Below are 24,009 nucleotides of genomic sequence, written 5' to 3'. Positions count from 1 at the left end.
AAAAAAGACCCCCCGACCGCGTTCTCGCAGGTCAGGGGGGTCAACGGGGTGGAGCCTAGGAGAGTCGAACTCCTGACATCCGCCATGCAAAGACGGCGCTCTACCAACTGAGCTAAGGCCCCGTCGCGGATCAGGATACCCGGTGCCGGCCACCTTTCCCGACCGGGTATCGCCCGTACGTACCGCTCTCCGTAGGATGCCACGCGAGATTCGCGGCAGCGAAGCGAAGGGGAGAGAGCGTATGGACGCAGCACAGCAGGATGCCACCGCCCGCGCACGAGAGCTGCAGCGCAGCTGGTACGGGGAGCCGCTGGGGGCGCTCTTCCGCCGTCTCATCGACGACCTCGGTCTCAACCAGGCCCGTCTGGCGTCCATTCTCGGCCTCTCGGCGCCCATGCTCTCCCAACTCATGAGCGGCCAGCGCGCGAAGATCGGCAATCCCGCGGTGGTGCAGCGGGTGCAGGCGCTCCAGGAGCTCTCCAGCCAGGTGGCGGACGGCAGGGTCAGCGCGGCCGAGGCCGCCGAGCGCATGGAGGAGATCAAGAAGACCGCCGGCGGCTCGGTCCTCAACACCAGCCAGACCGCCGCCAGCACCGGCGCCCCGACCGTGCGCCGCGTGGTGCGCGAGATCCAGTCGCTGCTGCGCTCGGTCTCCGCCGCGGGCGACATCATCGACGCCGCCGACGCGCTCGCCGCGACCCACCCCGAACTGGCGGAGTTCCTCCGCGTCTACGGCGCCGGGCGGACCGCCGACGCGGTGGCCCACTACGAGGCGCACCAGAACTGACCACGGACAGCGCGGGGGCGGGGCGATGGGCGAGGTCTTCGCGGGCCGTTACGAACTGGTGGATCCGATCGGCCGCGGCGGCGTGGGCGAGGTGTGGCGGGCCTGGGACCAGCGTCGACAGCGCTATGTGGCGGCCAAGGTGCTCCAGCAGAGCGACGCGCACACCCTCCTGCGCTTCGTGCGCGAGCAGGCGCTGCGGATCGACCACCCCCATGTGCTGGCGCCGGCCAGCTGGATGGCCGACGACGACAAGGTCCTGTTCACCATGGACCTCGTCGGCGGCGGGTCGCTGGCCCACCTCATAGGCGACTACGGCCCCCTGCCGGCGCGCTATGTGTGCGTGCTGCTGGACCAGTTACTGGCCGGGCTCGCGGCGGTACACGCCGAGGGCGTGGTGCACCGCGACATCAAACCGGCCAACATCCTGCTGGAGGCGACCGGCACCGGCCGCCCCCATGTCCGCCTCTCCGACTTCGGCATCGCGCTGACGAAGGGTGAACCCCGGCTCACCGAAGCCGACTTCGTGATGGGCACCCCCGGCTACTTCGCGCCGGAACAGATGAGGGGAGCCGAACCCGACTTCCCCGCCGACCTCTTCGCGGTCGGGCTGGTGGCGCTCTATCTGATCAACGGTCGAAAACCCGACGCCGAGGCGCTGGTACGACGGTTCACCGAGCACGGGGTGCCCCATCCGCCGGACGGGGTGCCCGAGCCGCTGTGGCAGGTGATGGCCGGGCTGCTGCAGCCGGATCCGGACGTCCGCTTCCGCACCGCGACCGGAGCCCGCAAGGCGCTGCGCGACGCCACGGAGCTGCTCCCCGAGCCCGACCTCGACGACGAGGTCATCGAGGTCTTCGACCAGCTCGGCCCGTTGCCGGCGGGCTTCGGCCCGGACGGCCCGGAGCGCAGGCCCCGCCGCTCCCACCGCAAGCCGCCCCCGGAACCGCCGCTCGCGGCCCCGGGCACCGCGCCCACCCCGGAGACCGCCCCACTGCCGGACAACCCGCCGTCGCCGGGGACCCCGGCCCACCCGGGCATCCACCCCCTGTCCGGAACCCCCGCTACGCCAGGCGCCCACCCGGGCGTCCAGCCCCCGTCCGGGATCCCCGCCCCGCCAGGCGCCCACCCGGGCGCCCACCCGGGCGTCCAGCCGGCCGCCCCCGGTACGCCGCCGGCCGCCCCGGGTCCGCCATCCCCCGCCTACGGCACGCCGCCACCCGTCCCGGGTCCGCCATCCCCCGCCTACGGCACGCCGCCACCCGTCCCGGGTCCGCCCGGGCCGGGGGCGACGGCCCCGCCATGGCCCCCACCACCACATCCCGGCGCACCGCTGTGGACGGCCGCCCCCGCCCCACCCGGCGCCGACCACGGGCTCCCACCGGGCACACCCCCCTGGCCCGGCACACCCTCAACGGCCGCCGGGCACGGGCCCGGACACCACGACCCGCGCCACGCACCGCCCAGCCCCGGCGCCGAGCCTCCACCGACTCCGGGCACACCCCCCTGGCCCGGCACAACCTGCCCTCCCGCCGCCGGGCACCAGGCGGCGGGACAGGCGACCCCGCGCCAGCCGTCCCCCTGGCCGCCCACACCGTCCCCACCCGACGCCGGCTCGCACCCCCACGCCCTCGGCGCGCCGGGCGCCCCGCCCTGGGCCGGCGGGTCCGCCCCGTCCGGTTCGCCGTCGCGGTCGGACTCCGGCGGGCTTCCGCTGCCGCCGCCGGTGACGCCGCCCCCGCCGGGCGCCGCCGCGCCGGCGCCGTCGTACGTACCGCTCGCCCCGGCGCACCCGCCCACGCCCGCGCCGGGCACGCCGGTCTCCGGGGCCGGGGCGGGGGCGTCGACTCCAGGCGGTGGACGGCGGCGGCGGGACGGGCCGCCCGCGAAGGCGGTCATGGCGATCCTGGTCATCGCCGCGCTCTGCTACGCGGTCGGGCTGTGGGCCTGGCTGGCCTCGGGCTGAGCGGGCCGGCCGGGCGTCCTCGCCCGTGGCCCCGCGCGACCGCGCACCACCGCCGCGGGAGCGGCGGGGGTCGCCGCCTGTGACGAGAACGGCGCCGCGGCCCGCACGCCCGGCTCAGTGGGCCGTGGGCCCGTGCCCCGTTCCCGTGCGGCGCCGGGCGACCAGCGTCCACAGCCCCAGTCCCAGCAGCAGGGCCGTCCCCGTGCCGAAGCCGGCGTACGCGACGGCCCGCAGGCCGTCGTCGTCGGTTGCGGCCGCGCCGCCGTCCGCCCGGTCCGGCCCCTCCGTGCCGCCGGTGGCGGCCGGCGCGTAGCGCGGGCCGACCTGAGCCCGTCCCGTGACGACCACCCGCAGGGTGACCGGGACGGCGCCGCCGGCGCGGGCCTCCGCCTTGGGGTCGAGGGTGACGGCGAGGTAGTAGGACCCGGCGAGGCTCATCGCCCGGACCTCGCCTCTCGTTCGGTCATAGCGGTTGGCGTACGCCACCGGGGCGGTCGGGCCGACCGCGTCCTCGGTGGGCCGGCTGGCGGCCCCGACGGTCCGACCGTGTCCGACGAGGCCACGCTCGGGGTTGTACACGGTCAGCCCGACGGCGTCGTCCAGGGCTCCCGGGCCTTTCCGGTCGGCGTCGGCGGGCGGCTCGACGATCGCGTAGAGCCGCTGGCCCCACAGCAGCGGCACCCGGTAGAAGCGGGTCTCGCCGGGCTTGATCTCGCCTTCCCACACACCTGTGGACAGGAACTCCGCGTCGCGGAACGCACTGCCGCCCTTGCGCGCCCGGGCCGGCTGGTCGGGCACCGTGGGCGGCTCGGTGCTCCAGCCGTCCCGCGGCGGCCCGGCCTCGCGCCCGTCGTCCGTGGCCACCGGACGCTCCAGGGTGAACCTCAGCTCCATCGGCCAGCGCTCGGGGCCGGCTCCTTCGCCGCCGAGCCGCTCCACGGCGACGTCGTAGGCCCCGGCCCGCTGGCACTCCGGCGGCGTGCCGGGGCCCGGCTGCCGGGAGGCGGAGTCGGCCAGCGGCTGCGCGGTCCCCGCCATCACGATCGTCGGGCGGGCCTGCCCGCAGAGCTCTCCGGACCCGCTCCGTAGCGAGATCCGGATGCCGTCGACGTCCGCGGTCACCGTCGAGCCCGGCGCGGGCACCGCCACAGCCGAGACATGGGCCGTGGACTCCGCGTCCAGCCGCACCGTGTAGTGCCGCGTCTCGCCCGGACCGATGTCGTCCCGGTAGCCGCGCCGCACGGTCATCGACGGGCCCTTGCCGGCCCGCGCCGCCCCGCGTACGCGCTCTCCCTGCGGCTCGTATGACTCCGCGTTCGCGGCCTCGTCAGCGGGCCGGTGGGGGAGGGACGCGCCCCGCTCCGGTGCCTCCCCGGCCTTCCGCGGCACCGCCCCGGCTCCCGGGGCCGCGGCCACGGCCAGCGCGCACACCGCCGCCGTCACGGCCAGCCGTCCCCGGCCGCCGCCCCCGCCGCCGACCTTCACCACGCGTCACCCCTCGCCGTACCAGCCGCCGAACCGCGCACTCTTTGCCTATGCAAGCATTTCGTTCGCAAAAGCCAACGAGGCCCCGGCCGCCACAGCGGCCAGGGCCTCGCGCAGAACGCTTTGTCTCACACACCCGAACCTGCGGGCACGGAGTCGGTCGCCTCCGTCCACAGATCCTGCTCGGCGCGATCCGCCTGGATCTGGCGGTACACGAGGAGCCCGCCGATGGCGGCCAGTGCGACCAGGAGAAGCTTCTTCACCGCGCGACCTCGTCTCTTCCTTGACGTAGGGGACCTCTGGCGCCCGATGATACACACCAGCCGATACCGATCGGTTACCTATCTCCGCCTTGCGGGCGGCAACAACCGGACAGACATCCGTTCGCCCCTGGCACCAACTCCGCCGCCGGCCGGCCGGGTCGACGACGCCGGGAACCAAAAGACCCCCAATCCCGAGGGATTGGGGGTCTTTCGCACGGTGGGGCTAACAGGACTTGAACCTGTGGCCTCTTCCTTATCAGGGAAGCGCTCTAACCGTCTGAGCTATAGCCCCGCGCTGCACCGAAAGATTAGCGCACCAGAGCCCGTGTCCCAAAATCGGTCTCCGCCGACCGCCCCGGGAGGGGCTACTCGTCCTCCGCCAGGGTCACCTCGACACCGCCCACGAAGCCCGCGGAGAGGTTGTAGATGAAGGCCCCGAGGGTGGCCAGAGCGGTGGCCAGCACCACGTTGATCGCGGCGACGATCGAGGTGAAGCCCAGGACCCGCGGCAGGGACAGGAAGGACTCCAGGTCGAAGCCGCTGTCCTGCTTGGACTCGGTGGCCTCGCTGATGGTGCCGCCCACGGCGGAGAAGACGCCCATCGCGTCCATCACCATCCACAGCACTCCACAGGCCACGACGGTGCAGATGCCCAGCGCTATGGCCAGCAGGAAGCTGACCTTCATCACGGACCAGGGGTCGACCTTGGCCACCCGCAGCCGCGCCTTGCGGGTACGGGGGACCGTGCGGGCCGCCGCGGGGGCCACGGCGGCCCCGCCGCGGCCCCGCCGGGCGGCGGACTTGCCGGAGCCGCCCGCGGGGGCTCCGGAGCCCGCCGGCGGCGCGTACGCCTGCGGCGGCTGATAGGGCTGGGCGCGCTGCTTGCCGCCGGAGCGCTCACCGGGCAGCGGGCCCGGGGTGGACACCTCCTGCTGCCGCTTCGAGCCGCGGGCGGCGTCGCGAGCGTCCGTCACGGTACGCGTTCCCCCTTGGGACTCGTGGGAGTCGGCGGAGCCACGGGCACCGTCGCCTTCCGGCGCCTTCGGCGGCGTCCGCTTGGCGTCCTTGCCGCCGCTCGACGCGGTGCCCGTGGCTCGGCTCACGACCTACTCCTCGGTCTGCTCGGCCGAGGACACGGCGCCCTCGGCTGCCTCGGTCTCGGGACCGCCCTCGGCGCCCTCTTCGACCTCTTCAGCCTCGCGGCCCGCCTCGGCGTTCCTGGCGATGCCCACGACGGCATCCCGCTTGCCCAGGTTGATCAGCTGGACGCCCATGGTGTCACGGCCCGTCTCCCTGACCTCGTTGACCCGCGTACGGATCACACCGCCGCCGAGCGTGATGGCGAGGATCTCGTCGCTCTCCTCGACCACCAGCGCGCCGACCAGCGAGCCCCGGTCCTCGACGATCTTGGCAGCCTTGATGCCGAGGCCGCCACGTCCCTGGACGCGGTACTCGTCCACGTTGGTGCGCTTGGCGTATCCACCGTCGGTGGCGGTGAAGACGAACGTACCGGGCCGGACGACATTCATCGAGAGGAGCTCGTCGCCCCCGCGGAAACTCATGCCCTTCACGCCGGAGGTGGCGCGACCCATGGGGCGCAGCGCCTCGTCGGTGGCGGTGAACCGGATCGACTGCGCCTTCTTGCTGATCAGCAGCAGGTCGTCCTCGGCGCCGATCAGCTCGGCGCCGATCAGCTCGTCCTCGCGGCCGTCCTCGGCCTCCCGGAGGTTGATCGCGATGACGCCGCCGGAGCGGGGCGAGTCGTAGTCCTTCAGCGGGGTCTTCTTCACCAGGCCGGACTTGGTGGCGAGCACCAGGTAGTCCGCCGCCTCGTAGTCCCGGACCGCGAGGATCTGGGCGATCTGCTCGTCCGGCTGGAAGGCCAGCAGGTTGGCCACGTGCTGGCCGCGGGCGTCCCGACCGGCGTCCGGCAGCTCGTACGCCTTGGCCCGGTAGACCCGGCCCTTGTTGGTGAAGAACAGCAGCCAGTGGTGGGTCGTGGAGACGAAGAAGTGGTCGACGATGTCGTCTTCCCGCAGCTTGGTGCCGCGCACGCCCTTGCCACCGCGCTTCTGCGAGCGGTAGTCCTCGGTCTTGGTGCGCTTGACGTAGCCGCTGCGGGTGATGGTGACGACGATGTCCTCCTCGGCGATCAGGTCCTCGATGGACATGTCGCCGTCGAAGGGCACCAGCTGGGAGCGCCGGTCGTCGCCGAACTTCTCGACGATCGCGGTCAGCTCCTCGCTGATGATCTGCCGCTGCCGCTCCGGCGAGGCCAGGATGGCGTTGTACTCGTTGATCTTCTGCTGGAGCTCGTCGTGCTCGGCCACGATCTTCTGGCGCTCCAGGGCCGCCAGCCGGCGGAGCTGCATCTCCAGGATCGCGTTGGCCTGGATCTCGTCGATCTGCAGCAGGCCCATCAGGCCCTCGCGCGCCACCTCGACCGTGTCGCTGCGCCGGATCAGCGCGATGACCTCGTCGATCGCGTCCAGCGCCTTGAGCAGACCACGCAGGATGTGGGCCCGCTCCTCGGCCTTGCGCAGCCGGAAGCGGGTGCGCCGGACGATGACCTCGATCTGGTGCGTCACCCAGTTGCGGATGAACGCGTCCAGCGAGAGCGTGCGCGGCACCCCGTCGACCAGCGCGAGCATGTTGGCGCCGAAGTTGGTCTGGAGGTCGGTGTGCTTGTAGAGGTTGTTCAGCACGACCTTGGCGACGGCGTCCCGCTTGAGGACGATGACCAGCCGCTGGCCGGTGCGGGAGGAGGTCTCGTCCCGCACGTCGGCGATGCCGCCGATCTTGGCGTCCTTCACCAGGTCGGCGATCTTCTGCGCCAGGTTGTCCGGGTTCACCTGGTACGGCAGCTCGGTGACGACCAGGCACTGCCGGCCCTGGATCTCCTCGACCTCGACCACCGCGCGCATCGTGATGGAGCCGCGGCCGGTGCGGTACGCCTCCTCGATGCCCTTGCGGCCCACCACCAGCGCGCCGGTGGGGAAGTCCGGGCCCTTGATGCGCTCGATGAGCGCGTCCAGCAGCTCCTCGGGGGTGGCCTCCGGGTTGGCCAGGTACCACTGGGCGCCCTCGGCGACCTCGCGCAGGTTGTGCGGCGGGATGTTGGTCGCCATGCCGACCGCGATGCCCGCCGAGCCGTTCACCAGGAGGTTGGGGATACGGGACGGGAGGACCGTCGGCTCCTGGTTACGGCCGTCGTAGTTGTCCTGGAAGTCGACGGTCTCCTCGTCGATGTCCCGGAGCATCTCCATGGCCAGCGGGGCCATCTTGCACTCGGTGTAGCGCATGGCCGCCGCCGGGTCGTTGCCCGGCGAGCCGAAGTTGCCGTTGGAGTCGACCAGCGGCATCCGCATGGACCAGGACTGGGCCAGGCGCACCAGCGCGTCGTAGATCGAGGCGTCGCCGTGCGGGTGGTACGTACCCATGACGTCGCCGACCACGCGGGCGCACTTGTAGAAGCCCTTCTCGGGGCGGTAGCCGCCGTCGTACATCGCGTACAGCACGCGGCGGTGCACCGGCTTGAGGCCGTCCCGGACGTCCGGCAGCGCGCGGCTCACGATCACGCTCATCGCGTAGTCGAGGTACGAGCGCTGCATCTCCGTCTCGAGGCCGACGGTCTCGATGCGAACGGTGCCTTCCTCTTCCTGGGGGGTGACGGCGTCGGTGGGCCGCTCGCCGTCCGGCGTGCCGGTGCCCGGGGTGGTGGTGGGAGTGTCGTCGGCCATTGCTGGTCAGAGTTCCTTTCGAAGCGGTCCGAGGCTTGCTGCCGGCCGACTCAGATGTCGAGGAAGCGGACGTCCTTGGCGTTGCGCTGGATGAAGGAGCGCCGTGCCTCGACGTCCTCGCCCATGAGCACGGAGAACAGGTCGTCCGCCTGGGCCGCGTCGTCGAGGGTGACCTGGCCGAGCACCCGGTGCTCGATGTCCATGGTGGTCACCCGCAGCTCCTCGGCGTTCATCTCGCCCAGACCCTTGAAGCGCTGCACCGAGTCGTCCTTGATGCGCTTGCCGTTCTCCCGGCCCGCCTGGATCAGCGCGTCGCGCTCACGGTCGGAGTAGGCGTACTCCACCTCGTCCCGGCCCCACTTGATCTTGTACAGCGGGGGGCGGGAGAGGTAGACGTGCCCGGCCTCCACCAGCGGCCGCATGAAGCGGAAGAGGAAGGTGAGCAGCAGGGTGTTGATGTGCTGCCCGTCGACGTCGGCGTCCGCCATCAGGATGATCTTGTGATAGCGGAGCTTGCCGATGTCGAAGTCGTCGTGCACACCGGTGCCGAAGGCCGAGATCAGCGCCTGCACCTCGTTGTTGTGCAGGATCTTGTCGACGCGCGCCTTCTCGACGTTGAGGATCTTTCCGCGGATCGGCAGGATCGCCTGGTACTGCGGGTCGCGGCCGGACTTGGCCGAGCCACCGGCGGAGTCACCCTCGACGATGAAGATCTCGCACTTGGTCGGGTCGTTGGACTGGCAGTCGCTCAGCTTGCCCGGCAGCGAGGCCGTCTCCAGCAGACCCTTGCGGCGCGTCAGGTCGCGGGCCTTGCGGGCCGCGACGCGCGCGGTGGCCGCCTGGATGCCCTTGCGGATGATGTCCGCGGCCTCGTTGGGGTTCCGGTCCAGCCAGTCCGCGAGGTGCTCGAAGACGATCTTGTGGACGTAGGTCTTCGCCTCGGTGTTGCCCAGCTTGGTCTTGGTCTGGCCCTCGAACTGCGGCTCGCCCAGCTTGACCGAGATGATCGCGGTCAGACCCTCGCGGATGTCCTCACCGGTGAGGTTGTCGTCCTTCTCGCGGAGCAGCTTCTTCTCACGGGCGTACTTGTTGATCAGCGTGGTGAGCGCCGCGCGGAAGCCCTCTTCGTGGGTGCCGCCCTCGTGCGTGTGGATGGTGTTGGCGAAGCTGTAGACACCCTCGCTGTACTGGGTGTTCCACTGCATCGCCACCTCGACCGAGAGCATCCGCTCCTTGTCCTCGGACTCGAAGCCGATGACGGTCGGGTGGATCAGCTCGCCCTTGCGGGAGTTGAGGTACTTGACGAAGTCGACGATGCCGCCGTCGTAGCGGTAACGGACGCTGAGCGGCTTGCCCTCCTCGTCGACGTGCGCCTCGCGCTGGTCGGTCAGCGAGATGGTCAGGCCCTTGTTGAGGAACGCCATCTCCTGGAAGCGCCGCGACAGCGTCTCGAAGGAGTACTCGGTGGTCTCGAAGATGTCCGGGTCGGCCCAGAAGGTGACCGTGGTGCCGGTCTCCTCGACGGCCTCGTTCTTCTGCAGCGGCGCGGTGGGCGTGCCCAGCTTGTAGTCCTGGGTCCAGCGGAAGCCGTCCCGCTTGACCTCGACCGCCACCTTGGAGGACAGCGCGTTGACGACGGAGACGCCGACGCCGTGCAGACCGCCGGAGACGGCGTAGCCACCGCCGCCGAACTTGCCGCCCGCGTGCAGCACGGTCAGCACGACCTCCACGGCCGGCTTCTTCTCCACCGGGTGCAGGTCGACCGGGATGCCACGGCCGTTGTCGACGACGCGCACGCCGCCGTCGGCCAGCAGCGTGACGTCGATGGTGTCGGCGTGTCCGGCCAGCGCCTCGTCGACGGAGTTGTCGACCACCTCGTAGACCAGGTGGTGGAGGCCGCGCTCACCGGTCGAGCCGATGTACATGCCGGGTCGCTTACGGACCGCGTCCAGACCCTCCAGGACGGTGATCGCGCTGGCGTCGTACGACGGCGTTGACACGGTCTGGCCGTCGTCGGTGGACGGGATGTTCTCGTTGAGGTTGCCGGAATCGGCCACGAAGCGCCCTTTCTGGCACAGCACAAGCCGGCTCCGGACAGGCGGGAGCGGCTGCGTCGTTCTGCGTTAGTCGACGTGTCCCGCCATCTAGGCGGGATTAGCTTCCAGTCTACCGGTAGCACTGACATGAATGGGGGTTTGCTGGCGCCTGAGTCCGCGTGTGCCGCCCTGAACCGACCTCCACCGACTCCCCATATCTGGGTGAGGGCTTCAGGAGGCTCACACCGGCACTCAGCGCTTCGGGATGTCAACCAACGGCTACCGTGAGCGGAGTCTCAACCACAGCCGCGACGATCTGCGCGCGCGGGGGGCTCACCCCGCCCGCGCCGGCCCCCGCGCACGGGGGCTCACCCGGGCCCGAAAGACGCGCCCCCGGCGCGCCGGTGCGCACTGGTGTGCGACCCGGCGGGTGCGGTGACCCCCGCGCGCACGGCGCCCCGCCCTCGTCCGTCGTCCTACGCCTCCGAACCGCCCCCGGCCCACCGGGGACGGGCCACCACGGGCGGACCGATCAGCCGTAGGTGTCGCCGGGTCCGGAGCTGCCCGGCGCCCGGAGCGGACCGTAGCGCCGCGGCGGGCCCCCCGGACCCCAGACCTTGATCAGCTTGACCGTGCCCTGCCCCAGATCCTGGTTGAGCCGCGCCACCAGTTGGGGGGCCAGCAGCCGCAGCTGCGTCGCCCAGGCCGTGGAGTCGCAGCGCACGGTCAGCACCCGCGCCTCCTCGTCGTACCGCTGGGGCTCGCAGTGCTGCGCCACCTCGGGGCCGACCAACTGCGACCAGCGGCCCATCACCCCGCCGACCGCGGCGGGGGTCTCCCAACCGCGCTCAGTGATCAGCCGGTTGATCGCCGCGCCGAGCGACAGCGGATCGCGGCCGTCGGCGCGCGCGCCGGAGCGCAGGCCCCCGCGGCGCGCCTGCTTGCGCTGCTGGGCGGCGGCACCCCGGGCCCGCGCCTGCTCCTTGGCGGCGCGCAGCGCCACCCGTGCCAGATCGATGCCGGACGGCTCCGGAGTCCCGGACCCCCCGGCCCCCGACCCCGGGGTCTGCCCCGGCTGGTGCTGCGGCTGCCCGTTCATGCCCGCTCCACCACGCCGCCGGACACCGAGAACCGGGTCCCCCGCAGGACGCCCGGCACATCGTCGTCGACCGCCGCCGTCACCAGCACCTGCTCCCCCGGCGCGACCAGCTCCGCCAGCCGCGTCCGACGCCGCTCGTCCAGCTCGGCGAAGACGTCGTCCAGCACCAGCACCGGCTCGTTCGCCCGCCGACCCCCGGCGCCCTCGTCCGCGGGTCCCGCCGGGCCCGCCGGACTCTCGGCGCGCAGCAGCTCATACGAACCCAGCCGCAGCGCCAGCGCGTACGACCAGGACTCGCCATGGCTCGCGTACCCCTTCGCGGGCAGCTGACCGAGCCGCAGCAGCAGGTCGTCGCGGTGCGGTCCGACCAGCGTGACGCCGCGCTCGATCTCCTGCTTGCGGGCCGCCCCGAGGGCCGCGAGCAGCACCTCGTACAGCTCCTCGCGGGTGTGCGCGCCCGCCATCGCCTCGCCCGCGGAGCCCCGGTACTCGAGGGCGAGCGGCCCGCCACCCGGCGCCAGCTGCTCGTACGCCTTGTCGGCCAGCGGCTGAAGGGTGCCGACCAGGTCGAGTCGGTGCGCCAGCAGCTCGGCGCCGGCCCGCGCCAGGTGCTGGTCCCAGACGTCCAGCGTGGACAGGTCCAGGGAACGACCACCGTGCCGCCGGGCCATGGCGGCCGACTTCAGCAGCGTGTTGCGCTGCTTGAGCACCCGGTCGTAGTCGGAGCGCACCCCCGCCATGCGCGGCGCGCGCGCCGTGACCAGCTCGTCGAGGAAGCGGCGCCGCTCCCCCGGATCCCCCTTGACCAGCGCCAGGTCCTCCGGCGCGAACAGCACCGTGCGCACGATGCCGAGCACGTCGCGCGGTCTGACCTGCGAGGAACGGTTGATGCGGGCCCGGTTGGCACGGCCCGGGTTGAGCTCCAGCTCGATCAGCTGACGCCGCTCGCCCTGGGTCACCGCGGCCCGTATCACGGCCCGGTCGGCGCCCATCCGCACCAACGGGGCGTCGGAGGAGACCCGGTGGCTGCCGAGCGTGGCCAGATAGCCGATCGCCTCGACGAGATTGGTCTTGCCCTGGCCGTTGGGGCCCACGAACGCGGTGACGCCCGGGTCGAGCTCGACCTCGACCCGGGCGTACGAGCGGAAGTCGGCCAGCGACAGATGTGAAACGTGCACGGTGACCGCCGACCTCCCCCGGCTGCTGAGCTGGGTACTACGACGTCGGCGCCTGGGCGCCGACGTGCTTTCCTACTTGTTCTCCACGGCGTGCCCGCCGAACTGGTTACGCAGCGCCGCGATCATCTTCATCTGCGGCGAGTCGTCCTGGCGCGAGGCGAAGCGGGCGAACAGCGAGGCGGTGATCGCCGGCAGCGGCACCGCGTTGTCGATCGCGGCCTCCACCGTCCAGCGGCCCTCGCCGGAGTCGGCCGCGTAGCCCCGCAGCTTCTCCAGGTGCTCGTCGTCGTCCAGCGCGCGAACGGCCAGGTCCAGCAGCCAGGAGCGGATGACCGTGCCCTCCTGCCAGGAGCGGAAGACCTCGCGGACGTCGGTGACCGAGTCCACCGCCTCCAGCAGCTCCCAGCCCTCGGCGAAGGCCTGCATCATCGCGTACTCGATGCCGTTGTGGACCATCTTGGCGAAGTGGCCCGCGCCGACCTTGCCCGCGTGCACCGCGCCGAACTCGCCCTCGGGCTTGAGCGCGTCGAAGATCGGCTGCACCCGCGCCACATGCTCGGCGTCGCCGCCGTACATGAGCGCGTAGCCGTTCTCCAGGCCCCAGACGCCACCGGAGACGCCGCAGTCCACGAAGCCGATGCCCTTGGCCGCGAGCTCCTCGGCGTGCTTCTCGTCATCCGTCCAGCGCGAGTTGCCGCCGTCCACGACGACATCGCCGGGGGAGAGCAGCTCGGCCAGATCGTCGATCGTGGACTGGGTCGCCTGGCCCGCCGGGACCATGACCCACACCACCCGCGGACCCGTCAGGGAATCCACAAGCTCCTTGAGGCTGTGGACATCCGCGAGGTCCGGGTTGCGGTCGTATCCGATGACGGTGTGGCCTGCGCGGCGAATGCGCTCGCGCATGTTGCCGCCCATCTTGCCGAGACCGACGAGACCGAGCTCCATCAGTGATCCTTCGTGCCGTAGTCGTAGCGCTGTGCCTGCGTCGAGCCTACGCCCGCGGGTTCGTGCACACCTGTGGGCTCAGCCGCTCAGTCTGAGCGCCGCGGACCGATCGGCTGTGCGGCCTCAGCCGGACAGCCGCACCGGCATGATCAGGTACTTGTACGCGTCGTCCGCCTCGGCGTCCAGGGCCGGCTTGCCGCTCAGCAGCGCCGGCTTGGTGGAGGTGGTGAACGACAGCTGCGCCACCGGGGCGTCGATCGCGCTGAGACCGTCCAGCAGGAAGGTCGGGTTGAAGGCGATCGAGATGTCGTCGCCCTCCAGCTGCGCGTCCACGCGCTCCACAGCCTGTGCGTCGTCGCTGGAGCCGGCCTCCAGGATCAGCACGCCCTGCTCGAAGCTGAGCCGCACCGGGGTGTTCCGCTCGGCGACCAGCGCCACACGCTTGACGGCCTCGACGAACGGAGCCGTCTCGATCACCGCGACGGAGTTGAACTCGGTCGGGAAGAGCGTCCGGTACTTCGGGAGATCGCCCTCGAGCAGCCGGGTGGTGGTGCGCCGGCCGGCGCCCTCGAAACCGATCAGGCCCTCACCCGCGCCGGAGCCGGAGAGCGCCAGCGCCACGGTGTCACCGCTGGTCAGCGACTTGGCGGTGTCGAGCAGCGTCTTGGCGGGCACCAGCGCGACGGCGGAGACGTCCGGGGTCTCCGGCTTCCACAGGAACTCTCGGACCGCGAAGCGGTAGCGGTCGGTGGAGGCCAGGGTGACGGTGTCGCCCTCGATCTCGATCCGGACGCCGGTGAGCACCGGGAGGGTGTCGTCGCGGCCGGCGGCGATGGCGACCTGGGCGACCGCGGAGGCGAAGACCTCACCGGGGACGGTGCCGGTGGCGGTCGGCATCTGCGGCAGCGCCGGGTACTCCTCCACAGGCAGGGTGTGGAGGGTGAAGCGGGAGGAGCCGCAGAGCACGGTCACCCGTACACCGTCGGTGGAGATCTCCACCGGGCGGTTGGGGAGGGCCCGGCAGATGTCGGCGAGCAGCCGGCCGGAGACGAGGACGGTGCCCTCCTCGTCGACGTCCGCCTCGACGGAGACACGGGCCGAGACCTCGTAGTCGAAGCTGGAGAGGCTCAGCGAGCCCTCCTCGGCCTTCAGCAGCAGGCCCGCGAGGACGGGCACCGGCGGACGGGCCGGGAGGCTGCGGGCCGCCCAGGCCACTGCCTCCGCGAGTACATCGCGCTCCACCCGGATCTTCACCGGAACCGCCTCCTGCTGTTGCTGGCTCGCCCTGCTGGCCTTCGTCGTCGGCTGAGTGCCGGAGACCAGTCTGACGTACGCCACCGACAGACGGTGCGGCTCGGGGTCAAGTCGAGGTCCGGGGTGTCGAGCGCCGCGAAGCCGAGTTGTGCACAGGCCCCGCTTCGAACCGAATTCCTCGCTCTAACTACGTGGTCGTAGTAGTAGGGCCTGTGGAAACGGTGGACAACTGCGTTTGCGCAGGTCAACACCGATTTTTTGTCCACTGCCCCTGTGGGCGGACACGGTGGATAACCGGGGGTGTCTGTGGACCGCGCGAAGTTACACACACCCCATGCACAGGGGAGCCCCGGTTCTCCCCAGCGCTGTCCCCAGTTTTACCCAGGTTCCCCACAGCCCAACCAGGCTTCTCGGTGTGACGCCTTTCACTCGTGTCAGCTACGGGGGGCTTTTCCTTGCCGAACAGTGGACAGGGGTGTGGAGAAGCTGTGGGCAACGGCGGTCCGGCTGTGGGCGGGCGGTGGACAACGGAGTCGGCCCCCTGTGGACAGTTCCGTCGTCCACAGTCTGTGGACTCTCGATTGCCACAATTCCACAGACCCCTGACCTGGGTGGATCTTGCCCGGACGACCGGCCCTGTGGACAGCTTCGGGATAACTTCCGCTTCCCCAGGGTGTGGATCGTGGATAACCCCCGAATCTGTGGAGAACCGGCCGCTCGGCGCGGAAATCGAACACCGCCGTGGATGTGTTCGGGGGACAGGCGCCGACAGAGGCGGTCGCGAAGCGGCCAGAAGACGCCGAGAACCGGTCGTGGAGCGGGCCGTGGAGCCCGTCCCCGGGGCTGGTCGGACGCCGGTCGGAGGGCGTGCGGGAGCGGATTCCCTGGCCTCTCGGAAGCGGTTGTCCACTGTCTGTGGAATGGCTTCGGGCGCGCGGAGGGAGGTCCGAAGCGGGCCGCCTGGAGGCCGCCGGGAAACGGCGAGGGCGCCCCGGGGAGAGTTCCCCGGGGCGCCCTTCGGCGCGAAGCACGGCGCCCTCGGCCCGCCTAGCCGTTCTTGATGCGGTTGGTCAGCTCGGTCACCTGGTTGTAGATGGAGCGCCGCTCCGCCATCAGCGCCCGGATCTTGCGGTCCGCGTGCATCACCGTCGTGTGGTCGCGGCCGCCGAACTGGGCCCCGATCTTCGGCAGCGACAGGTCGGTGAGCTCCCGGCACAGGTACATCGCGATCTGCCGCGCGGTCACCAGCACCCGGCTGCGCGAGGCGCCGCACAGGTCGTCGACCGTGTGCCCGAAGTAGTCCGCGGTCGCGGCCATGATGGCGGTGGCGGTGATCTCGGGGGCGGTGTCCTCGCCGCCGGGGATCAGGTCCTTCAGCACGATCTCCGTCAGCCCGAGGTCCACCGGCTGGCGGTTGAGGCTGGCGAACGCGGTCACCCGGATCAGCGCGCCCTCCAGCTCGCGGATGTTGCGTGAGATCCGCGAGGCGATGAACTCCAGCACCTCCGGCGGGGCGTTCAGCTGCTCCTGCACCGCCTTCTTGCGCAGGATCGCGATCCGCGTCTCCAGCTCGGGCGGCTGGACGTCGGTGATCAGACCCCACTCGAAGCGGTTGCGCAGCCGGTCCTCCAGGGTCACCAGCTGCTTGGGCGGCCGGTCCGAGGAGAGCACGATCTGCTTGTTGGCGTTGTGGAGCGTGTTGAAGGTGTGGAAGAACTCCTCCTGCGTCGACTCCTTGCTCGCCAGGAACTGGATGTCGTCGACCAGCAGGATGTCCATGTCGCGGTAGCGCTTGCGGAACGCGTCCGCCTTGCCGTCGCGGATGGAGTTGATGAACTCGTTGGTGAACTCCTCGGAGCTCACATAGCGCACCCGGGTGCCCGGGTACAGGCTGCGCGCGTAGTGCCCGATGGCGTGCAGCAGGTGGGTCTTGCCCAGCCCCGACTCCCCGTAGATGAACAGGGGGTTGTACGCCTTGGCGGGCGCCTCGGCCACCGCGACCGCGGCGGCGTGCGCGAAGCGGTTGGACGCGCCGATGACGAAGGTGTCGAAGAGGTACTTCGGGTTCAGCCGCGCGGTCGGCTCGCCGGGGCCGGAGGCCGGGGCGGGCTGGCCGGTGAGCGCACCGCTCCCGCCGGAGCTCCCGCCCGGTCCACCGGAACCCCCCGTTCCGCCGGGGCCACCGGGGCCGCCCGGACCACCGGGGCGGGCGGGGAGCACCGGACCGCCGCCGGGCGTGCCGGGGCCACCCGGTCCGCCGCGGGGCCGGTCGCCCGGCTCGGGGAGCTCGCGGCCGGACGGCTCGTAGCCGTGCTGGCCGTGCTGTGAGGCGTAGGGGTCGCCGCCCTCGGGGAAGCCGCCGAGGCGCTGCTGCTGCCAGCCGTAGTCGTCCTGCGGCCGGGGCCACGCGCCGGGCTCGGGGCGGCTCGAGGGGTAGTCGGGGTAGGCGGGGCGGGCCGTCGGCAGCTCGTCGCCGCCGCGCCCGTAGCCCTCGTACGGCTGGCGGCTCTCGTACGCGTCCCGACCCTCGTACGCGTCGCGGCTCTCGTACGCGTCGCGGGCCTCGTATGTGTCGCGATTCTCATACGCCTCGCGCTGCGGAGGCTGCGGCTGGTGGCGCTGCGGCGGGGCCGGGGGCTCGCCGGCGGAGTCGTCGACGGTGATCGCGATACGGATCGGGCGGCCGCACTCACGGCTCAGCGTGTCGCTAATCAGCGGCGACAGCCGGCCCTCGAGCACGCCCTTGGCGAACTCGTTGGGGACCGCGAGCAGCGCCGTGTCGGCGACGAGGGCCAGCGGCTGGCACCGCTTGATCCAGTGCTCGTCCTTCGCCTCGACGCCGTGGCCACGGCCTTCGCCGAGGAGTTGTTCGAGCACGCGCGGCCACACTGCGGCAAGATCGGCGGGTACGTCAGCCACAGGGCACGCTCTCTCACTCGGGGCGGGGGACGCCGACAGGTCCCACGGATGTGTGGTTCTCGCGACGGGCGGGAAGGAATCGAAGCCCAGCCACGGTAGTCAGGCTCGGGGCGTGGTTCAAGTCGTTGTCCACAGGGTGTGTACAAATGTGCCATGCGATGTTCCCGGGCGTTCTCCTGACCCTGGGGACAGTGGGACACCCCACGACCCGCCGGTTTGACCGGATGGCGTAGTCGCGCGTACCGTAACCAGGTCGAGTTGTCGATGGCTGCTGCCGCCTGCCTCCGATGGGCAAAGACCACAGACATAGTGGTTGTGAAGCGGTGCACTCGGGCGTATTGCGAGCTTCTCGTGGGCGCACGGTGACAGCCAGGCGATGTCCCGCCACCACCCGATTCATTTCTGGAGCCCCCGAGTGAGCAAGCGCACCTTCCAGCCGAACAACCGCCGCCGCGCGAAGACCCACGGCTTCCGGCTGCGGATGCGCACCCGTGCCGGTCGCGCCATCCTCGCGGCCCGCCGTGGCAAGGGTCGCGCGCGCCTGTCCGCCTGATCGCAAGGTCGTGACGTGCTGCCTGACCAGCATCGGCTGAGGCGGCGCGAGGACTTCGCGACCGCGGTACGCCGAGGACGCAGGGCCGGACGCCCGCTCCTCGTCGTCCACCTTCGAAGCGGTGCAACGGACCCGCACGCATCTGGGGAGAGTGCTCCCCCGGTGCGTGCGGGTTTCGTCGTCAGCAAGGCCGTCGGCGGCGCCGTCGTCCGCAATCTGGTGAAGCGGCGGCTGCGCCACCTGATGCGCGACCGCCTCGATCGGTTCCCCGAAGGTAGCCTGGTGGTCGTACGGGCGCTGCCCGGTGCGGGTGAAGCGGGTCACGACCAGCTGGCCCGCGATCTCGACACTGCTCTGCAGCGGCTGCTGGGAGGGGTGCCGAAGTGAAGTACCCGCTGCTCTGGCTGATCAAGCTGTACCAGTGGACCATCAGTCCCCTGTTGGGACCGGTCTGCAAGTACTACCCGTCGTGCTCACACTATGGCTATGAGGCCATCAAGGTGCACGGTGCGGTGAAAGGGACGGCTCTGACGGCCTGGCGCATCCTGCGCTGCAATCCGTGGTCGCTCGGGGGCGTCGACCACGTCCCTCCCCGGAAGCGTCCGGTCTGGCATCAGCGGCTGAGGAGCCGCCTCGGTGGGCGCACAGCCGTCCCGCCTGCCGCACAGCCCGAGACTCAGCCCAACGCCCAAGGAGTCTGATTCGTGGACACGATCCTCGGTCCTCTCTATACCGCAGTTTCCTGGATCATCGTCCAGTTCCACTCGCTGTACAGCCTTGTCTTCGACAAGGACAGTGGCTGGGCCTGGGGTCTGTCCATCGTCTCCCTGGTGGTCGTGGTCCGTATCTGCCTGATCCCGCTCTTCGTGAAGCAGATCAAGGCGACCCGGAACATGCAGGCGCTCCAGCCGAAGATGAAGGCCATCCAGGAGCGCTACAAGAGCGACCGGCAGCGCCAGTCCGAAGAGATGATGAAGCTCTACAAGGAGACGGGCACCAACCCGCTCTCGAGCTGTCTCCCGATTCTGGCCCAGTCGCCGTTCTTCCTCGCGCTCTACCAGGTCCTCAACAAGATCGCGAACAACCACACGGTCGGCGTCATCGACGACCAGGCGCTGCTGGACAGTGCGCGTAACGCCCACATCTTCGGCGCCCCGCTGGCCGCGAAGTTCATGGACTCGGCGGAGAAGGTCGAGTCGCTGGGCGCCTCGCTGCTCGACGTCCGGGTCGTCACGGTCACCATGATCGTGCTGATGTCGCTGTCGCAGTTCTACACGCAGCGCCAGCTGATGACGAAGAACGTCGACCTGACGGTGAAGACGCCGTTCATGCAGCAGCAGAAGATGCTGATGTACGTCTTCCCGATCATGTTCGCCGTCTTCGGCATCAACTTCCCGGTCGGTGTGCTCGTCTACTGGCTGACCACCAACGTCTGGACCATGGGCCAGCAGATGTTCATCATCCGCCGGAACCCCACCCCGGGCAGCATCGCCTACACGCAGCGCCAGGAGCGGCTGCGTGCCAAGGGCAAGCTCAAGGAGGAGCCGGCCGAGGTCGAGGCGAAGAAGGCCGCAGAGGCGGCCCGTGCGGCTCGCCAGCAGCCGAAGCGGCAGACGAAGTCGAAGCGCCAGTCCGGGACCGCCCAGCGTTCCGCGGGGGCCGACCAGGCCGAGTCCGGAGAGCGGCGCTCCCTGGCTTCGACGCCCTCGGGGCAGAAGATCTCCAAGGAGAAGAAGGGCGGGGCGCAGGGCGGCAAGCCGGCCGGCGGCACGGCTTCTGGCTCCTCCCGTAACGCCAAGTCCGGACAGCGCAAGGGCGGCCAGCAGCGGCCCAAGCACCCGTCCAAGAAGTAAGAAGGAGCCCATCCGTGACGGAAGGCACCACGCCCGCTGCCGAGGGTGTCGACACCCTGACCCGCCTGGAGCAGGAGGGGGAGATCGCGGCCGACTACCTTGAGGGGCTGCTGGACATCGCGGACCTCGACGGCGACATCGACATGGATGTCGAGGCCGATCGCGCCGCGGTGTCGATCATCAGCGACTCGACCAGCCGTGACCTGCAGAAGCTGGTGGGTCGCGATGGCGAGGTCCTGGAGGCCCTCCAGGAGCTCACCCGGCTCGCCGTGCACCGGGAGACCGGTGACCGCAGCCGGCTGATGCTGGACATCGCCGGCTTCCGCGCCCGCAAGCGCGAGGAGCTCACCGCCCTGGGCGCCAAGGCCGCCGAGGAGGCCAAGGGCAGCGGTGAGCCGGTGAAGCTCAAGCCGATGACGCCCTTCGAGCGGAAGGTCGTCCACGACGCCGTCGCGGCCGCGGGGCTGCGCAGCGAGTCCGAGGGCGAAGAGCCCGAGCGCCGAGTGGTCGTCCTCCCGGCCTGACCGGCTCGGTTTCCGGCTTCATGCCGTACTCGGCCCCGTCTGCTCGCAGACGGGGCCGAATCTTGTCAGCCTGACATCAGCGTTCCCAGAGTGCTTGTACGGAAGGACGGTCCCCGTGACGGAAGCAGCGGAGCTCCCCCCGGCGCCGGAGGTGGCTCGGGACGTATTCGGCGACTGCTTTCCGGAGGCTGTGCGCTATGCGGAGCTCCTGGCCGACGTCGGCGTCACCCGCGGCCTGATCGGCCCGCGTGAGGTGCCTCGGCTCTGGGAGCGCCATCTGCTGAACTGCGCGGTGCTCTCCGAGGTGGTCCCGGAGGGCGTCTCGGTGTGCGATGTGGGCTCCGGCGCCGGTCTGCCCGGCATCCCGCTGGCCCTGACCCGCCCGGACCTGCGGATCACCCTGCTCGAGCCGCTGCTGCGCCGCACCAACTTCCTCCAGGAGATCGTGGAGCTGCTGGGGCTCGACCATGTGACGGTGGTGCGCGGGCGGGCCGAGGAGGTCCTGGGGAAGCTGCCTCCGGTGCATGTGGTCACGGCGCGGGCGGTGGCCCCGCTGGACCGGCTCGCCGGCTGGGGCGTCCCGCTGCTGCGCCCCTACGGGGAGATGCTCGCGCTCAAGGGCGACACGGCCGAGGAGGAGCTGAAGCACGCCCGGGCGGCGCTGAGCAAGCTCGGCGTGGTGGACACCGAGGTGCTGCACGTCGGTGAGGGGATCGTGGACCCGCCCTCCACCGTGGTGCGCGTCGAGGTCGGTGAGAGCCCGGGAGGTGTGCGGTTCGCCGCGAAGCGGGCGAAGGCGGCCCGGAAGGGCACCCGCCGGCGTCGCTGAGTCGGCTTCCGTGGAACGAAGGCCCGTTGTCGGGTCCAGCGTCTCGGCTGGGCCCATGACGGGCCTTCGATTTTAGGCACAATGCTCCATACAAGCTGTCAAAACTACCCATTCCGGAGTGTCGTGGCGGCCGGGCGGTAGTGCGCGTGCATCGTGTTTCACGTGAAACGTCGCTCTCTGCTGCATGGAATCATCAGCCGTGGTCGCGCGGCTGCCGCGCCGCGTGGCCGCAAGCCCGTCATGAGGGGCACGGAGTTGTCCACAACGGTGGATTCCTCCACAGAAGAACGGGCCTCGCTGGTTCACGAACCCCAAAACATGGCAGGCTCTGTTCATCGCGAGCCTGATGTCGAGGAGAGTGAATCCTTGCGGTCCGACGCCAACATCGCGGGGCCGATGACCGACCCGGTCCCCGGCCCCCGTACCGAATCGGCGGGAGAGGGTGTTTCACGTGAAACACCGCCCCCGATGGACAGCGCCCCCATCGGTCGCGCCGCACAGCTGGCAGTCGAGTCGATCGGCCGCACGGGCAACGGTCTACCCCGGCCCGAGCAGACCCGCGTGATCGTGGTCGCCAACCAGAAGGGCGGGGTCGGCAAGACGACCACCACGGTCAACCTCGCCGCCTCCCTGGCGCTCCACGGCGGGCGCGTGCTGGTGATCGACCTCGACCCCCAGGGCAACGCGTCCACGGCCCTGGGCATCGACCACCACGCCGAGGTGCCCTCGATCTACGACGTCCTGGTCGACAGCAAGCCCCTCTCCGACGTGGTGCAGCCGGTCCCCGATGTGGAAGGGCTGTTCTGTGCCCCCGCCACCATCGACCTGGCCGGAGCCGAGATCGAGCTGGTCTCGCTGGTGGCCCGGGAGAGCAGGCTCCAGCGAGCCATCCAGGCGTATGAGCAGCCGCTGGACTACATCCTGATCGACTGCCCGCCCTCGCTGGGCCTGCTGACCGTGAACGCCCTCGTCGCGGGCGCCGAGGTGCTGATCCCCATCCAGTGCGAGTACTACGCGCTGGAGGGCCTGGGGCAGCTGCTGCGGAACGTCGATCTGGTGCGGGGGCATCTCAACCCCAAGCTCCATGTCTCCACGATCCTGCTCACGATGTACGACGGCCGCACCCGACTGGCCTCGCAGGTGGCGGAGGAGGTGCGCAGCCACTTCGGCAGCGAGGTGCTGCGGACGAGCATTCCGCGGTCGGTCCGTATCTCGGAGGCGCCCAGCTACGGGCAGACGGTCCTCACCTATGACCCGGGATCCAGCGGCGCGCTGTCCTATATGGAGGCCGCCCGTGAACTCGCGCTCCGGGGGGTCGGAGTGCACTACGACGGCCGGCACGCCCATGTGCTGGCCCAGAACAACCAGCACAGTGTGCAGGAGGGGATTCAGTGAGCGAGCGACGCAGAGGGCTGGGCCGTGGGCTCGGTGCGTTGATTCCTCCCGCGCCGAAGGCGGCGGACAGCGCCGGCCCTGCGGTCTCGGCCGGAGCCACCTCGCCCGCCGCGGTGCCGGTGCTGACCCCGGAGCGGGGTGTGGCCGCTGCCAAGGTCACCGCGCTGCCCTCGACGCCCGTTTCACGTGAAACGGAGCCCGCGTCCACGACCGAGGCGGCTCCCGCGCCGACGGTCACCGAAGAGGTGGCCGGAGCGCACTTCGCGGAGCTGCCCCTGGACTCCATCAAGCCGAACCCGCGGCAGCCGCGTGCGGTCTTCGACGAGGACGCCCTCGCCGAGCTGGTCACCTCCATCCAGGAGGTCGGTCTCCTCCAGCCGGTCGTCGTACGGCAGCTGGGGCCCGAGTGGTACGAGCTCATCATGGGCGAGCGCCGCTGGCGTGCCTGCCGCGAGGCGGGGCTGGAGAAGATTCCGGCGATCGTCCGGGACACCGACGACGAGAAGCTGCTCCTCGACGCGCTGCTGGAGAATCTGCACCGCGCGCAGCTCAACCCGCTGGAAGAGGCGGCCGCGTACGACCAGCTGCTCAAGGACTTCAACTGCACCCACGACGAGCTGGCCGACCGCATCGGACGCTCGCGGCCCCAGGTCTCCAACACGCTGCGTCTGCTGAAGCTCTCCCCGGCGGTGCAGCGCCGAGTGGCGGCCGGGGTGCTCTCCGCGGGCCACGCCCGCGCGCTGCTGTCGGTCGATGACGCCGAAGAGCAGGATCGGCTCGCACACCGCATCGTCGCGGAGGGACTCTCGGTGCGTGCGGTGGAAGAGATCGTGACCCTGATGGGGACGCGGCCGGAGAGCAACCGGAAGGCCAAGGGGCCCCGCGCCGGGGCGCGTGTCTCGCCCGCCCTCAGCGACCTCGCCACTCGGCTCTCCGACCGCTTCGAGACCCGGGTGAAGGTAGACCTCGGTCAGAAGAAGGGGAAGATCGTCGTCGAGTTCGCCTCGATGGAGGATCTTGAGCGCATCCTGGGCGCGATGGCGCCGGGTGAGGGCAGGGTTCTGGAACAGAGGCTCTCCGAGGAAGTGGCGGGCGCGTCCGAGTAGGGCAGAGCTCGCACAGGACGGGTCGGGTTCCACATGATCGGAACACGACCCGTTCTCTTTCCCCTTTGGCGGTATCA

Annotated in this window: 20 protein-coding genes and 2 tRNA genes; 10 read left to right on the top strand and 12 right to left on the bottom strand. The window is 70.8% G+C overall.

Annotated features, from left to right (window positions below):
- Positions 1 to 49: 49 nt before the first annotated feature.
- Positions 50 to 122, bottom strand: a tRNA-Ala gene (locus tag CD790_RS12000).
- A gap of 119 nt (positions 123 to 241) precedes the next feature.
- On the opposite strand from CD790_RS12000, the gene CD790_RS11995 reads away from it, so the two are divergent.
- On the top strand, positions 242 to 787 hold the full coding sequence (locus tag CD790_RS11995) for a DNA-binding protein (RefSeq protein WP_144383154.1): 546 nt from the start codon (positions 242 to 244) through the stop codon (positions 785 to 787).
- Positions 788 to 812: 25 nt separating this feature from the next.
- Entirely contained in the window at positions 813 to 2,750 is a 1,938-nt protein-coding gene (locus CD790_RS11990) for a serine/threonine-protein kinase (RefSeq protein WP_144383153.1), read from the top strand.
- A gap of 114 nt (positions 2,751 to 2,864) precedes the next feature.
- On the opposite strand, the gene CD790_RS11985 is transcribed toward CD790_RS11990, so the two are convergent.
- The 11 genes from CD790_RS11985 to dnaA form a co-directional block, all read right to left on the bottom strand.
- Positions 2,865 to 4,238, bottom strand: a complete 1,374-nt coding sequence (locus CD790_RS11985) for a hypothetical protein (RefSeq protein ID WP_260867504.1) — start codon at positions 4,236 to 4,238, stop codon at positions 2,865 to 2,867.
- 125 nt (positions 4,239 to 4,363) lie between these two features.
- Positions 4,364 to 4,498 (bottom strand): DLW-39 family protein, encoded by a 135-nt coding sequence (locus CD790_RS35165; protein ID WP_003958712.1) that lies wholly within the window; start codon positions 4,496 to 4,498, stop codon positions 4,364 to 4,366.
- A gap of 218 nt (positions 4,499 to 4,716) precedes the next feature.
- A tRNA-Ile gene (locus CD790_RS11975) sits at positions 4,717 to 4,790 on the bottom strand.
- Positions 4,791 to 4,863: 73 nt separating this feature from the next.
- A complete protein-coding gene (locus CD790_RS11970; protein WP_186318978.1) occupies positions 4,864 to 5,601 on the bottom strand; it encodes a DUF3566 domain-containing protein in 738 nt (245 codons plus the stop codon).
- Positions 5,602 to 5,604: 3 nt separating this feature from the next.
- Positions 5,605 to 8,238, bottom strand: coding sequence for a DNA gyrase subunit A (gene gyrA, locus CD790_RS11965; RefSeq protein ID WP_144383152.1), 2,634 nt, complete (start codon positions 8,236 to 8,238; stop codon positions 5,605 to 5,607).
- Between the two features lie 50 nt (positions 8,239 to 8,288).
- Positions 8,289 to 10,319: a DNA topoisomerase (ATP-hydrolyzing) subunit B gene (gene gyrB / locus CD790_RS11960; protein ID WP_144383151.1), complete on the bottom strand. Its 2,031-nt coding sequence runs from the start codon at positions 10,317 to 10,319 to the stop codon at positions 8,289 to 8,291.
- A gap of 487 nt (positions 10,320 to 10,806) precedes the next feature.
- Positions 10,807 to 11,373 carry a DUF721 domain-containing protein gene (locus CD790_RS11955; RefSeq protein WP_260867503.1) on the bottom strand — a complete coding sequence of 189 codons (567 nt, stop codon included), beginning with the start codon at positions 11,371 to 11,373 and terminating at the stop codon, positions 10,807 to 10,809.
- A complete protein-coding gene (gene recF, locus CD790_RS11950) occupies positions 11,370 to 12,551 on the bottom strand; it encodes a DNA replication/repair protein RecF (RefSeq protein WP_144383150.1) in 1,182 nt (393 codons plus the stop codon). The genes CD790_RS11955 and recF overlap by 4 nt, the downstream gene beginning before the upstream one ends.
- A gap of 72 nt (positions 12,552 to 12,623) precedes the next feature.
- Complete coding sequence (gene gnd / locus CD790_RS11945; RefSeq protein ID WP_144383149.1) at positions 12,624 to 13,499, bottom strand: phosphogluconate dehydrogenase (NAD(+)-dependent, decarboxylating); 876 nt, start codon at positions 13,497 to 13,499, stop codon at positions 12,624 to 12,626.
- A 123-nt stretch (positions 13,500 to 13,622) separates the two neighbouring features.
- On the bottom strand, positions 13,623 to 14,753 hold the full coding sequence (gene dnaN, locus CD790_RS11940; protein WP_144383374.1) for a DNA polymerase III subunit beta: 1,131 nt from the start codon (positions 14,751 to 14,753) through the stop codon (positions 13,623 to 13,625).
- 1,047 nt (positions 14,754 to 15,800) lie between these two features.
- A complete protein-coding gene (gene dnaA / locus CD790_RS11930) occupies positions 15,801 to 17,672 on the bottom strand; it encodes a chromosomal replication initiator protein DnaA (RefSeq protein WP_144383148.1) in 1,872 nt (623 codons plus the stop codon).
- Positions 17,673 to 18,087: 415 nt separating this feature from the next.
- Here dnaA and rpmH point away from each other — a divergent pair, with 415 nt between their 5' ends.
- The 8 genes from rpmH (at position 18,088) to CD790_RS11890 (ending at position 23,932) form a co-directional block, all read left to right on the top strand.
- Positions 18,088 to 18,225: a 50S ribosomal protein L34 gene (rpmH, locus tag CD790_RS11925; RefSeq protein ID WP_125638610.1), complete on the top strand. Its 138-nt coding sequence runs from the start codon at positions 18,088 to 18,090 to the stop codon at positions 18,223 to 18,225.
- A 15-nt stretch (positions 18,226 to 18,240) separates the two neighbouring features.
- The gene (gene rnpA, locus CD790_RS11920) at positions 18,241 to 18,612 is read left to right on the top strand and encodes a ribonuclease P protein component (protein WP_144383147.1); all 372 of its coding nucleotides are present in this window, start codon (positions 18,241 to 18,243) and stop codon (positions 18,610 to 18,612) included.
- Positions 18,609 to 18,926 carry a membrane protein insertion efficiency factor YidD gene (gene yidD / locus CD790_RS11915; protein ID WP_144383146.1) on the top strand — a complete coding sequence of 106 codons (318 nt, stop codon included), beginning with the start codon at positions 18,609 to 18,611 and terminating at the stop codon, positions 18,924 to 18,926. Before rnpA ends, yidD begins: the two co-directional genes overlap by 4 nt.
- A gap of 3 nt (positions 18,927 to 18,929) precedes the next feature.
- Positions 18,930 to 20,078 (top strand): membrane protein insertase YidC, encoded by a 1,149-nt coding sequence (gene yidC, locus CD790_RS11910; RefSeq protein WP_144383145.1) that lies wholly within the window; start codon positions 18,930 to 18,932, stop codon positions 20,076 to 20,078.
- Between the two features lie 14 nt (positions 20,079 to 20,092).
- Positions 20,093 to 20,602, top strand: a complete 510-nt coding sequence (locus CD790_RS11905) for a R3H domain-containing nucleic acid-binding protein (RefSeq protein ID WP_144383144.1) — start codon at positions 20,093 to 20,095, stop codon at positions 20,600 to 20,602.
- A gap of 115 nt (positions 20,603 to 20,717) precedes the next feature.
- Entirely contained in the window at positions 20,718 to 21,431 is a 714-nt protein-coding gene (gene rsmG, locus CD790_RS11900; protein WP_144383143.1) for a 16S rRNA (guanine(527)-N(7))-methyltransferase RsmG, read from the top strand.
- A 318-nt stretch (positions 21,432 to 21,749) separates the two neighbouring features.
- Positions 21,750 to 22,826, top strand: coding sequence for a ParA family protein (locus CD790_RS11895; protein WP_144383142.1), 1,077 nt, complete (start codon positions 21,750 to 21,752; stop codon positions 22,824 to 22,826).
- A complete protein-coding gene (locus CD790_RS11890) occupies positions 22,823 to 23,932 on the top strand; it encodes a ParB/RepB/Spo0J family partition protein (RefSeq protein WP_144383141.1) in 1,110 nt (369 codons plus the stop codon). Before CD790_RS11895 ends, CD790_RS11890 begins: the two co-directional genes overlap by 4 nt.
- Positions 23,933 to 24,009: the final 77 nt, after the last annotated feature.

Origin of the sequence: Streptomyces sp. SAJ15 (assembly GCF_007595705.1) — a bacterium.
In the GTDB taxonomy this organism is placed as follows: Bacteria; Actinomycetota; Actinomycetes; order Streptomycetales; family Streptomycetaceae; genus Streptomyces.
This window is presented reverse-complemented; position numbering and strand designations above follow the sequence as displayed.